This is a genomic window from Gillisella taibaishanensis, assembly GCF_001938985.1.
Taxonomy (GTDB): Bacteria; Pseudomonadota; Alphaproteobacteria; order Rhizobiales; family Rhizobiaceae; genus Allorhizobium; species Allorhizobium taibaishanense.
Map to the genome: position 1 here is coordinate 122,212 of NZ_MKIN01000023.1, position 13,004 is coordinate 135,215.

Here is a 13,004-nt window from a genome sequence, read left to right on the forward strand (position 1 = left end):
TTAAGCGAGGCGGCCTTTGACCGAAGTCCTTAGCCGAACAGCACCATGGTGCTGCGCAGGGTCACCCACACACCCCAAAGCAGGGGAATGCCGACAACAGCCCAGGCAAGTGCGGCCTTGGCGTCGAAACCACCCTTGCCGATGCCGAAGGATCCGGTCGGGCCAGCATTGGCTGCTGCGGTCTTGGCCTGCAGGGCTGCGACTTCCTCATCTGACATGAACCATTTGTCCGACAGGGGTCGAACCAGCGCATTGGCCAGCAATCCCAAGGCCAGCATGCCAGCCAGAATGTACATCGTGCCGGTATAAAGTGCAGGACCGGGCGCAACGCCGGAGGCGATCTGCGCTTCGCGGATATAGTTGACCACAACAGGACCAACGATCCCGGCCGTCGACCAGGCCGTCAGCAGCCGGCCATGGATGGCGCCCACGAATTGCGTCCCGAAGATATCCGCGAGATAGGCCGGAACGGTCGCGAAGCCACCGCCATACATCGACAGGATAATGCCGAAGGCGAGCACGAACAGGGCCTTGGAGCCGAGCATGGCAAGCGTCGGGGCCAATGCATAGAGCAAGATGCCGAGCAGGAAGAAGCAATAATAGGTGTTCTTGCGGCCGATGCGGTCCGACATAGAAGCCCAGAAGAAACGGCCCCCGATGTTGAACAGCGACAGAAGACCAGTAAATCCGGCCGCGATTGCGGCGATCTGCGCCTTCTGGCCCGCGTCGAGCTGCGAGAAGGTCAGATCAGGCATGCCGATCAGCGAACCCGCAAAGATTTCCTGCAACATCGGCGAAGCCATGCCGATCACGCCGATGCCGGCCGAAACGTTCAGGCAGAGCACCGCCCAGATCAACCAGAACTGCGGGGTTTTATGGGCGTCGCGCAGATGCACATGCCGATGGGTGATCATGCTGCTTTTGGCAACAGGTGCAGTCCATCCTTCCGGACGCCAGCCGGCCGGCGGAATTCGATAGCCGAATGCACCACCCATCATGAAGACGAAATAGATCAGCGCCATGACCACGAAGGTCTGCCAGACGCCTGGACCGGCATCCGACTTGAACATGCCCATCAGCAGGTTGGCGAGCGGCGCACCGATCATCGCCCCGCCGCCAAAGCCCATGATCGCCATACCCGTCGCCATGCCGCGCCGATCAGGAAACCATTTAATCAGGGTGGAAACGGGAGAAATGTAGCCAAGACCGAGGCCGACGCCGCCGATGACGCCGGCACCGATCCACATCAACCACAGCTGATGGGTCATGACGCCGACTGCCGCGACCAGAATGCCGCCGCACCAGCAGCAGGCCGAGACGAAGCCGGCCCGGCGCGGACCGACGCGTTCCAGCCAGCCGCCCCAGAGTGCCGCAGAACAGCCGAGCAGCACGAAGAACAGCGTATAGATCCAGCCGAGATCGGCAACGCGCCAATTGCACTCGGTGGTAAACAGCGCATCGATCACGCCAAGATTGGCGCAGCTTGCCGGTGCTGCCCCGGTCAGCGCCTTGCTGAGCGGCAGCCAGAACACGCTGAAACCATAGGCCATGCCGATGCACAGATGAATTGCCAGAGCCGCCGGCGGAACCAGCCAGCGATTGAAGCCTGGTTTTGCTATGATCCGTTCCCGGTCTAGCAAGCCCGCAGATGATGACAGCGCTGTCCCCGGCGCATTCGTAACTGCCATGAATATCCCTCCTAGGATGGCTGGGCGTTTCCCCCGCTCCTGTGGTCTTCGCCACATAAGCGCGTCTTGTACTGCCGACGATGAATGGTCAGGCAAACTGTTCAATGGCTTTGGTCGATATCGCCTTCTGAGCGCCCACGTCGCTTATCCGCGAATCTTTCCACTGATTTTCTTAACCGAACGCACGTTCTATCCCTTTTCGTCTAAGGGTTTAATGGACGATCCGCCAATGCTGGGAGCGCATTCAGAGCAATCGTCATAGGGTGCTCACGCCGAGCGCGACGCAGACAGACCAAAAGTAGCCGCGCTATTGTCGACAGGCCGCACCACTTGCTTTGCAGCCTCGACGACGAGCGGATCAAAGCCTTCGCTCTGCCCATCGATCATCTCGAAGAACTGGCGCCTCATCCGCGGCTCCCAGAACTTGTTAATATGCGTGGCGATCCCGGCCAGACGCTCCGCTTCCGGCTGCGATTTGAAAAACGTAGCGATCTGATTGGCCATGCGGATCAGTTTTTCGGCATTCTGTTCATGCGACATCGGCGGAAACCCCGGCTTCTACGCGCTCTGGACTGGTAAAGACTTCAAAATCATCGCCACGGGCGATGCCGATCAGCGTCATGCTTGCCTCCTCCGCCGTGCGGATGGCAAGTGCGGTCGGCGCCGAGATCGCCAGCAATACTGGCGATCCAAGCACGGCCGTCTTCTGCACCATTTCGACGGAAAGCCGGCTCGTCACGACGACCACACCTTCCGCGCCTTGTCGGCCGGCCTTTAAAACCGCCCCGACAAGCTTGTCGAGTGCGTTATGGCGCCCAACATCTTCCCGAACCGCCAGCAGGCCTTCACCGGGAATGAAGAAGCCGGCGGCATGCACGGCGTGCGTTTCACGATTCAATGCCTGGCCTTTGGCAAGTCCATCGAGTGCTTGGCGGATTTCGGCCGGCGTCAGCTTGAAAGTCCCGGTCACCTCAGGCACATCCCGCGTTGCTTGCTCAATCGACTCGATACCGCAAAGGCCGCAGCCAACAGGCCCGGCCATCCGGCGGCGACGCGCAGTCAGTGCTTCAGCCGTCGCATCGCGAAGCGTGATCTGCACGTCGATGCCGCTGCCAGCCTCGAGCAGTTCAACATCGAGGACTTCGTCAGCCCGACGGATGATGCCTTCAGCCAGAGAAAAGCCGACAGCGAAATCCTCAAGATCGTCAGGCGTCGCCATCATCACTGCATGTGTCGAGCCACCATAGGAAAAGGCAACAGGCACTTCCTCCGGCACAACACGGGTCGCCCTGCGGGTCGCACCCTGCCGATATTGCCACTGCGGCACATTGCTGACGGTCTTACGATCGGTCATGACGGCGAGCCCTTCTGCCCCGTTGGCATCTCGACCATGCTCTATTCCGCCGCCTCCAGCTTGCCGACAATGCGACGCGACTGCCGCGACAGATCATCGTAATCCCGCTGCCAATCGGTCGGGCCGTTGGAGGGTGAGACCTGCACTGCCGTCACCTTGTACTCCGGGCAATTGGTGGCCCAGTCGGAATAGTCAGTCGTGATGACATTGGCCTGCGTATCGGGGTGATGGAAGGTCGTATAGACCACACCAGGCGCCACCCGGTCGGTGATCAGTGCCCTTAGCGTCGTATCACCTGAACGGCTGGCGAGCTTGATCCAGTCGCCTTCCTTGATGCCGCGCTGTTCGGCGTCATGCGGATGGATTTCCAGCCGGTCCTCGCCATGCCAAACGACGTTATCCGTACGCCTCGTCTGCGCGCCGACATTATACTGCGAGAGAATACGGCCAGTGGTGAGCAGCAGCGGGAAGCGCGGACCGGTACGTTCGTCCGTTGCGACATATTCGGTGCGGATGAACTTGCCCTTACCGCGCACGAAACCGTCGACATGCATGATCGGCGATCCCTCTGGATGCTTCTCGTTGCAGGGCCATTGCACCGACCCCTTTTCATCAAGCATCGGATAGGAGACACCGGCAAAGCTCGGCGTGGTCGCGGCAATCTCGTCCATGATCTGCGACGGATGCGTATAGTTCCAAGGCAGCCCCATGGCCTGCGCCATTTTCTGGGTGACTTCCCAGTCGCTATAGCCATTCTTCGGGCTCATCACCTTGCGCACGCGGTTGATGCGACGCTCGGCATTGGTAAAGGTGCCGTCCTTTTCGAGGAAGGTCGAACCCGGCAGGAAGACATGGGCGTAATTGGCGGTCTCATTCAGGAAGAGATCGTGGACCACAACGCATTCCATCGCCGCCAGGCCTGCCGACACATGCTTGGTATCCGGATCGGACTGGAGAATGTCCTCGCCCTGCACATAGAGCCCCTTGAACGTGCCTTCGACAGCCGCATCCAGCATGTTGGGAATGCGCAGGCCCGGCTCGTTGTTCAGGGTCACGCCCCAGAGCTTTTCGAAGGTCTCGCGGGTGGCATCGTCGGAGATATGGCGATAGCCCGGAAGTTCATGCGGGAAGGAGCCCATGTCGCAGGAGCCCTGGACATTGTTCTGGCCGCGCAATGGGTTAACGCCAACGCCGGGACGGCCGATATTTCCGGTCGCCATGGCCAGATTAGCAATCGCCATGACCGTGGTCGAGCCCTGGCTGTGTTCGGTGACCCCAAGGCCGTAGTAGATCGCGCCATTGCCGCCGGTGGCATAGAGCCGGGCAGCACCGCGCAATTCGGCAGCGGGAACGCCGGTGAACTTCTCCGTCTCTTCCGGGCTGTGCTCCGCCCCGGAGACGAAGGCGGCCCAATCTTCGAATTCCGACCAGTCGCAGCGCTCGCGGATAAAGCGCTCGTCAAACAGCCCTTCTGTGACGATGACATGGGCAATCGCGGTCAGCACGGCGACATTGGTGCCGGGCTTCAGCGGCAGATGGAAAGAGGCTTCAACATGCGGCGTCTTGACGAGATCGATGCGGCGCGGATCGATAACGATCAGCTTCGCACCTTTACGTAGCCGCTTCTTCAGCCGCGAACCGAACACCGGATGGCCATCGGTGGGATTGGCGCCGATGACAAGCACGACATCCGAATGCTCGACGCTGTCGAAATCCTGGGTGCCGGCCGAGGTACCGAAGGCCTGACCGAGACCATAGCCAGTCGGCGAATGGCAGACGCGGGCGCAAGTATCGACATTGTTATTGCCGAAGCCGGCGCGGATCAGCTTCTGCACCAGATAGGTTTCTTCATTGGTGCAGCGCGACGAGGTGATGCCGCCGATGGAATCGCGACCATATTGATATTGCAGCCGCTTGAATTCCGAAGCGATATGGGCAAAGGCCTCGTCCCAGGTCACTTCCCGCCAGGGATCGGTGATCTTCTCGCGCACCATCGGGTTCAGGATACGATCCTTGTGGCTGGCATAGCCATAGGCGAACCGACCCTTGACGCAGGAATGACCGCGATTGGCCTTGCCATCCTTCCACGGCACCATGCGCACCAATTCTTCGCCGCGCATTTCCGCCTTGAAGGAGCAGCCGACGCCGCAATAGGCGCAAGTGGTGACCAACGAATGCTCCGGCTGGCCAATGGCAATCACCGACTTTTCAGTCAGCGTCGCCGTCGGACAGGCCTGGACGCAGGCACCGCAGGAGACGCATTCCGATTCCAGAAACGCTTCATGCGCGCCGGGCGAGACCCGGCTGTCAAAGCCGCGACCTTCGATGGTCAGCGCGAACGTGCCCTGAACTTCCTCGCAAGCCCGCACGCAACGCGAACAGACGATGCATTTCGAAGGGTCATAGGTGAAATAGGGATTGCTCTCGTCCTTCGGCATGTAGCGGGCGTTAAGGCCATCGCCACCGCGCGCCTTGACGTGGTTGTCGCCCTCATAGCCGTAGCGCACGTCGCGCAGGCCAACCGCGCCGGCCATGTCCTGCAATTCGCAATCACCGTTGGCCGCACAGGTCAGACAGTCCAGCGGATGGTCGGAGATGTAAAGCTCCATCACCCCCTTGCGGATCTGCTTCAACCGCTCGGTCTGGGTATGGACGACGATCCCTGGGGCAACTGGTGTGGTGCAGGAGGCCGGGGTGCCGTTGCGACCCTCGACCTCGATTAGACAGAGTCGGCAGGAACCGAAGGCATCGACCATGTCGGTAGCGCAGAGCTTCGGCACCTGAATGCCGGCCTCCATCGAGGCGCGCATGATCGAGGTTCCCGCCGCTACCGTGACTTCGCGACCATCAATGGTCAGCGTCACCAGGTCGGTGGAGGTGGAAGCGGGCGTGCCGTAGTCGATTTCATGGATAAGAGACATAGAGCTTACTCCGCAGCTTCAACGAGGGGCGCCAAACCAGGCTGGGGCTGAAAATCGCCGGGGAAATGCGTCAGGGCACTCATCACGGGATAGGGCGTGAAACCGCCCAATGCGCAGAGCGACCCAAATTTCATGGTGTTGCACAGGTCTTCTAGCAGGACCTTGTTCTTCTCCGGCTCGATGCCTTGCGCAATCCGGTCTACCGTCTCGACACCGCGTGTCGAACCAATGCGGCAGGGCGTGCACTTGCCGCAGCTTTCCACTGCGCAGAATTCCATGGCAAACCGGGCCTGCTTCAGCATATCGGCCGTATCGTCGAACACCACGATACCTGCATGGCCGATCAGCCCGCCAGCGGCGGTGAAGGCCTCATAATCGAAAACGGTGTCAAACAGGCTGCGCGGGAAATAAGCACCCAAGGGTCCACCCACCTGCACCGCCTTGATCGGACGGCCAGACACCGTGCCGCCGCCGATCTGTTCGACGATCTCTCCGAGTGTCAGGCCGAAGGCGGTTTCATAGAGACCACCGTATTTGACGTTACCGGCAATCTGGATCGGGATAGTGCCATGCGAGCGCCCAACGCCGTAATCGCGGTAGAACTGCGCACCACGGTCCATGATGACGGGAATGGAAGCGAGCGACATGACATTGTTGACGACGGTCGGCTTGCCAAACAGGCCTTCCAGCGCCGGCAGCGGCGGTTTGGCACGCACCACGCCACGCTTGCCTTCCAGACTGTTGAGCAACGAGGTTTCCTCGCCGCAGACATAAGCACCGGCGCCTTCGCGGACTTCCATGTCGAAGGCGTAAGCGGAGCCAAGCACCGCGCTGCCCAGAATGCCTTCTTTGCGGGCGATCTCGATGGCTTCGCGCATCACGGCAATCGCATGCGGATATTCCGAGCGGGTGTAGATATAGCCCCTGGTAGCGCCGACCGCGATGGCAGCGATCGCCATGCCCTCAATCAGCACGAAGGGATCGCCTTCCATGATCATCCGGTCGGCAAAGGTGCCGCTATCGCCCTCATCTGCGTTGCAGACAATATATTTCTGGTCTGCCCTGGCATCGGCCACGGTCTTCCATTTGATGCCGGTTGGGAAGCCCGCCCCGCCTCGGCCGCGCAAGCCGCTGTCGGTCACCTGTTTGATGATCTCGGCGGGCGCCATTTCGACCGCCTTTTCAAGGCCGGTCAGGCCCTTGTAATGGCGGTAATCATCAAGCGACAGCGGATCGGTAATCCCACAGCGGGAAAAGGTCAGCCGCGTCTGGTTCTTCAGATAGGGCATTTCGCTGGTCGGCCCATGACAGAGCGGATGAGCCGCGCCGCTCAGAAAGCCCGCATCGAACAAGCCGGCCACGTCAGATGGCTTCACCGGACCATAGGCGACGCGGCCATGATCGGTCCGGACTTCCACGAGCGTTTCCAGCCAGAGCATACCGCGCGAACCGTTGCGAACGATCGTGATATCCAGCTTGCGAACAGCAGCTTCGCGCTCAATAGCAGCGGCGACCTTGTCGGCGCCGACAGCAAGGGCTGCCGCATCGCGGGGAACGAAAACTGTCACGGTCATTGGCGGGCCTCCGTGATCAGGCCCTCGAGACAGTGTTCATCCAGGCGGGCATGCAACTCCCCATCCAACATGGCCGCTGGCGCCTGGGCACAGAGGCCAAGACAGAAGACCGGCTCCAGCGTCACCGCGCCGTCAGCTGTGGTCTCGTGCCAATCAATCCCGAGTTTAGCCTTGATCTTATCGGCAAGAGGCTCGCATCCCATGGACTGGCAAGCCTCGGCGCGACAGAGCTTCAGCACATGCCGACCCGAGGGATGATCCTTAAAATCGTGATAGAAACTGACAACGCCATGCACCTCGGCGCGCGACAGGTTCAATGCCTTAGCAATGACAGGCTTGGCGCTGTCGGGCACGAAGCCGAATTCCGCTTTAACCGCATGCAGGATCGGCAAAAGAGGCCCCTCAAGATGTTTCAATTCCTCGACTATCGCCTCGACTCTGGCGATATCCGCCTCGGCAACCACATGCATGTTCATCGCCAACCTCATCAACGTCCATAACCCGCGCTAGAGGCTGCAGGCTGAACTGAAAATCATCAAGTTGAGAGAATGCCGATTGCCACCTCGCTAGGTCAATAACGGCGATTCGTTACGCGATAGAAAAAACCTATCAAAGGCCTGTTCCGTCGCTAACCGGCGGGCCTCGTGCAACAGGGCCGAGACTAAAGGCGTATAGGGCTCGCGATGCGTAGCTACCAACCCAACCAAATGCTGCGCCTGCGGTTCGATGATCGGAACCATCCGGATTTCTTCAGGAAAGCCAAAGGATTCCGCAACGTTACGAGGCATGATCGACGCCCACTGGCCGGTGCGGATATGGGAAAACAGCACGATCATCGAATTGGATTCGAGCGTTGGACGCGGGACGACACCGGCTTCTGTAAAATGCTGATTGATGATGCGTCGGTTCTGCATATCGGGGGTTAATAGACAAAGCCGAAGATCAGCTATTTCCCGCCATGTGGCGCTTTCTCGATCGGCCAAAGGCGTGCCGGTTGCGGCAATCAGGTGATAGCGCTCCGCATAGAGCGGCACAGAGGTGACCCGCCCAAGCGGCTCGTTGTCAAGATAGGTGACGCCAGCGTCGATCTCGAGGTTTTCGAGCAGGCTCAAAACCTGGAGTGAATTGCGTGACAGAACCTGAAAGGTGACCGCCGGGTGGCGAGCCTGGAACGGCTCCGTCAATTTCTGCACCATGGCCAGCGCCGTCGGGATGACGGCAAGGCGGATATGGCCAGCCAGACCGTTGCGAGCCGCGCGCATTTCTTCGCGCATCGTGCGGGCATCGCCAACAATGCGCCGCGCCCATTCCAATACCCGCTGCCCCTCAGGGGTCAGGCCTTGAAATCGCGACGCGCGCTGAACCAAAACAACGCCAAGCTGATCTTCAAGTTGGCGGATCGCGGCAGACAACGTGGGCTGGGAAATGCCGCATTCCTCGGCAGCGCGTCCGAAATGTTCCGCCCGCGCGAGAGCGATAAAGAATTCCAACTTGTCGATCATCGAAAATCCGTCTGCCGCTGTGTATCACCGAGTGCCGACGCAACAAGTCGGGTGGCATGCAGGGCGGGTCAGTCGCGCAGGTCGAAAGCGGCAACCTCGCCTGCCGGCGCACAATACATGCGGTAGAGAAGCGACACCAGTTCCTTCACCGAGGGATTGGTGATCGAATAATAGATCTGGCGGCCGGCGCGCCGGCTTTCAACCAGATTGTCCATGCGCAAGCGCGCCAACTGCTGAGAGACAATCGCCTGCTGCAATTGCAGGATAACCTCCAACTCACTGACGGTTTTCTCGCCCTCGCTCAGGATACACAGGATCAGCAGCCGATTCTCGTGCGAAAGGGCCTTCAGAAGCGCCGCGGCTCCGGCAGCCTTCTGCATGAAATTCGCCAATTGGGTCGCCGGTGTTTCGGCGTCTTGTCCAGAAACAATCATGGGTTCCATCTGATGACAATGTCCGCAATCTGCTGAACCCTGGATGAAGGAGAGGGTCCGTGGCAGTAATTTTTCAGCAGGGCACCGAGAGTGCCAAATCTTTCAGCATTCTCGCACTGGCGTTTAAGGCAATACGTTCCGTCTCATCGAGATCGGGCACCAAATCCATGACGATCCCTTCGGCGCCAATGACACGCGGCACGGACGCCGCAACGTCTGTCACCCCGGCAAGTTCCTTGGTCACGCTCGAAACCGAAAGCACGTCACGCTGATCGCGGGCAATCGTCTTGACGATCCGCGCCAACCCGGCGCCTATCCCGTAGTAAGTGGCGCCCTTGCCCTTGATAATCTTGTAGGCCGCACCGCGCACGCCAGCATCGATCTTCAGGCGAACTTCGTCCGTTACCGGTCGACCTGCCTGCTGCGCAAAAGACTGAAGCGGCACAGCGCCGACCATCGCGTTGGACCAGCCGAGCACTTCGCTATCGCCGTGCTCGCCCAGGACATAGGCGTGAACGGACTGGGGCGAGATCTGCAAATGCCGTCCGAGCAGGCTGCGGAACCGGGCCGTATCTAGAATGGTGCCAGAACCGATCACCCGTTGCGGCGGTAGACCAGACAAACGGGTGGCGATATCGGTCATGATATCGACCGGATTGGACGCGATCAGCAAGAGCGCCTGTGGCGCCGCCTGTAAAATACGGCCGATGACATTGCGAAACACCTCCGCATTACGCCCGAGCAGCTCAAGCCTGGTTTCTCCAGGCTTCTGGCTGACGCCAGCGGAAATGATAATCACACCGGCCCCAGCGCAATCGTCGTAGTCACCCGCCCGCACTACCGTGGCCGAAACGAAGGGGACGGCATGCGAAATGTCCTCCGCCTGGGCTTGCGCCAGGTCAGCATTGTTATCCACGAGCACGATCTCGGAAGCGATCCCGAGCATGGCCAAGGCGTAGGCGGCTGAACTGCCAACCATACCCGCCCCTATGATGCCCACCTTCATGTCCCAGTCCCTCACCCTCGAAACCCCTCGGCTTCGCAGTCTTCTCGCCACTCTGCCGGGTCGACGGCGCACCGTTAAACCCAGCGACCACCATGTCGCCGAATATGAAGACAGACAGCAGACTTCATATTCCGGGCCGACCGCATTCTAATCGATTAGAGATGGTGTTTAACAGCGCGATTGCAAACAGTGACGTTAGGCGGAGCCGGTGTCAATGATCGGTTTCGTCCATTTTTGAGGGCTTTTTGTCGCTAAACCACTCTTTAAGAACGGTCATTCCGCGTAGCAGACATGACTCATTCAACCCACAGAGGCATAGAATGCTGGATCATAATTTTATCTTTTAATATCAGAAGCTTGCGGCGGGTTATGTGCGTCGATACGTACCTATCAACCTGTTGGGAATCGGCAAGTTGTACCCGTAAGACCAATTTACCATCACGAGTGAAAATTGCGGATGTAACGGCTATGGCCCAACTGATTGGCGTTCCAGGCCGGGCCTTGTTTCAGCCCGCGCCCGGCGTGCTACAACCATAAAAAAAGCGGCCGCTGGGGCCGCTTTCTGAAAAGCAATCACTGGAAGAAATCAACCGGGGATCAACACACCATTCAGGTGGGTCATCGCATCGAGGAAATGCTCCAGCTTGGTGCGATGCTCGTGGTTTTCCGCATCCTCCAAATCGGCCTTGGCGCGATCGATACGCTTCATCAGCGTGTCACGGCTGAGCTCATCAACCGAAACGGCGCTTTCGGCCAGCAGCGTGCAGCCCTCAGGTGTAATATCGGCAAAGCCACCGAAAATCACATATTTGCCGCTCTGCCCGGACGCATACTTCACGGTGACAACGCCTGGCTTGATCATCGTCATTGTCGGCGCGTGATGGGCCATGACGGTCATCTCGCCTTCGGTTGCCGGAATGACAACCTCGCTTACCTTGTCCGAGATCAGCAGGCGCTCGGGGGAAACGAATTCGAAATTGAAATTGTCAGCCATGGCTCTTTACTTTCTAACGATGGAAATTGAAAGCGCGGCCGAAACCGCGCATTCGTCGATCCATGGATCAGGCAGCAACGGCTGCCAGCTTCTTTGCCTTTTCGATGGCTTCGTCCATCGATCCAACCATATAGAAGGCGGCCTCAGGCATGTGGTCGTAGTCGCCATTGACCAGGCCCTTGAAGCCCTTGATCGTGTCTTCCAGCGAAACCAGCTTGCCCGGCGAACCGGTAAAGATTTCGGCAACGTGGAATGGCTGCGACAGGAAGCGCTCGATCTTACGGGCACGGGCAACGGCAATCTTGTCGTCTTCCGAAAGCTCGTCCATGCCGAGGATGGCGATGATGTCCTGAAGCGACTTGTAGCGCTGCAAGGTCGACTGAACCTTACGAGCCACTTCGTAATGCTCTTCGCCAACAATCATTGGATCAAGCATGCGCGAGGTGGAGTCGAGCGGGTCAACGGCCGGATAAATACCCTTTTCAGCAATCGAACGGTTCAGAACCGTCGTTGCATCCAAGTGGGCGAAGGATGTTGCAGGAGCCGGGTCGGTCAAGTCGTCGGCGGGAACGTAGATCGCCTGGACAGAGGTGATAGACCCCTTATGCGTCGTCGTAATACGTTCCTGCAGAGCGCCCATGTCCGTTGCCAGTGTTGGCTGATAACCAACGGCTGAAGGAATACGACCCAGAAGAGCCGACACTTCAGAACCAGCCTGCGTGAAGCGGAAGATGTTGTCCACGAAGAACAGAACGTCCTGGCCCTTGTCGCGGAAGTCTTCAGCGATGGTCAAACCGGTCAAGGCAACGCGGGCACGCGCACCTGGAGGCTCGTTCATCTGGCCGTAAACGAGCGCGCACTTGGAACCGGCAGCAGAGCCACCGTTTTCATGTGGATCCACGTTCACCTTGGATTCGATCATTTCGTGGTAGAGGTCGTTGCCTTCGCGGGTACGTTCACCCACACCGGCAAACACTGAGTAACCACCGTGTGCCTTAGCAACGTTGTTGATCAATTCCATGATCAAAACGGTCTTGCCAACGCCAGCACCGCCGAACAGGCCGATCTTGCCGCCCTTGGCGTAAGGTGCCAGAAGGTCAACAACCTTGATGCCGGTGACGAGGATTTCAGATTCCGTCGACTGCTCAACATAGTCAGGAGCAGGCTGATGGATGGCGCGGCGGGCTTGTGTGACAACCGGGCCAAGCTCGTCAACGGGCTCACCGATCACGTTCAGAATACGGCCGAGCGTTTCATCGCCAACCGGAACGGAAATCGGAGCGCCGGTATCCGACACGGCCTGACCACGAACCAGACCTTCGGTCGAGTCCATAGCGATCGTGCGGACAACGTTTTCACCGAGATGCTGTGCAACTTCCAGGACGAGTCGGTTGCCACCATTGGTGGTTTCCAGCGCGTTCAGGATCGGCGGCAAGTTACCGTCAAAAGCAACGTCAACGACGGCGCCGATAACCTGGGTCACCTTGCCCGCTGCGGGAGATGTCTGGGCCATGTTATTACCCTCTTTCTT

At 59.1% G+C, this 13,004-nt stretch carries 11 protein-coding genes; all 11 read right to left on the reverse strand.

Translation table 11 applies throughout. The features are described from left to right. Positions 1 to 29 precede the first annotated feature (29 nt). On the reverse strand, positions 30 to 1,688 hold the full coding sequence (locus BJF91_RS17415; protein ID WP_075615807.1) for an OFA family MFS transporter: 1,659 nt from the start codon (positions 1,686 to 1,688) through the stop codon (positions 30 to 32). A gap of 267 nt (positions 1,689 to 1,955) precedes the next feature. After that, complete coding sequence (locus tag BJF91_RS17420) at positions 1,956 to 2,228, reverse strand: formate dehydrogenase subunit delta (RefSeq protein WP_075615808.1); 273 nt, start codon at positions 2,226 to 2,228, stop codon at positions 1,956 to 1,958. Next, entirely contained in the window at positions 2,218 to 3,042 is an 825-nt protein-coding gene (gene fdhD, locus BJF91_RS17425) for a formate dehydrogenase accessory sulfurtransferase FdhD (RefSeq protein ID WP_075615809.1), read from the reverse strand. Before fdhD ends, BJF91_RS17420 begins: the two co-directional genes overlap by 11 nt. A gap of 41 nt (positions 3,043 to 3,083) precedes the next feature. Beyond that, positions 3,084 to 5,963: a formate dehydrogenase subunit alpha gene (gene fdhF, locus BJF91_RS17430; protein WP_075615810.1), complete on the reverse strand. Its 2,880-nt coding sequence runs from the start codon at positions 5,961 to 5,963 to the stop codon at positions 3,084 to 3,086. Between the two features lie 5 nt (positions 5,964 to 5,968). Then, positions 5,969 to 7,537, reverse strand: a complete 1,569-nt coding sequence (locus BJF91_RS17435) for a formate dehydrogenase beta subunit (RefSeq protein WP_075615811.1) — start codon at positions 7,535 to 7,537, stop codon at positions 5,969 to 5,971. Beyond that, the gene (locus BJF91_RS17440; RefSeq protein WP_075615812.1) at positions 7,534 to 8,013 is read right to left on the reverse strand and encodes a formate dehydrogenase subunit gamma; all 480 of its coding nucleotides are present in this window, start codon (positions 8,011 to 8,013) and stop codon (positions 7,534 to 7,536) included. The genes BJF91_RS17435 and BJF91_RS17440 overlap by 4 nt, the downstream gene beginning before the upstream one ends. Positions 8,014 to 8,103: 90 nt before the next feature. After that, positions 8,104 to 9,039, reverse strand: a complete 936-nt coding sequence (locus tag BJF91_RS17445; RefSeq protein ID WP_075615813.1) for a LysR family transcriptional regulator — start codon at positions 9,037 to 9,039, stop codon at positions 8,104 to 8,106. Positions 9,040 to 9,107: 68 nt separating this feature from the next. Continuing rightward, a complete protein-coding gene (locus BJF91_RS17450) occupies positions 9,108 to 9,419 on the reverse strand; it encodes an ArsR/SmtB family transcription factor (protein WP_139310754.1) in 312 nt (103 codons plus the stop codon). Between the two features lie 127 nt (positions 9,420 to 9,546). Next, positions 9,547 to 10,479, reverse strand: a complete 933-nt coding sequence (locus tag BJF91_RS17455; protein ID WP_075615815.1) for an L-lactate dehydrogenase — start codon at positions 10,477 to 10,479, stop codon at positions 9,547 to 9,549. A 586-nt stretch (positions 10,480 to 11,065) separates the two neighbouring features. Further along, entirely contained in the window at positions 11,066 to 11,473 is a 408-nt protein-coding gene (locus BJF91_RS17460) for a F0F1 ATP synthase subunit epsilon (protein WP_075615816.1), read from the reverse strand. A gap of 67 nt (positions 11,474 to 11,540) precedes the next feature. Further along, entirely contained in the window at positions 11,541 to 12,986 is a 1,446-nt protein-coding gene (atpD, locus tag BJF91_RS17465; protein ID WP_075615817.1) for a F0F1 ATP synthase subunit beta, read from the reverse strand. Positions 12,987 to 13,004: the final 18 nt, after the last annotated feature.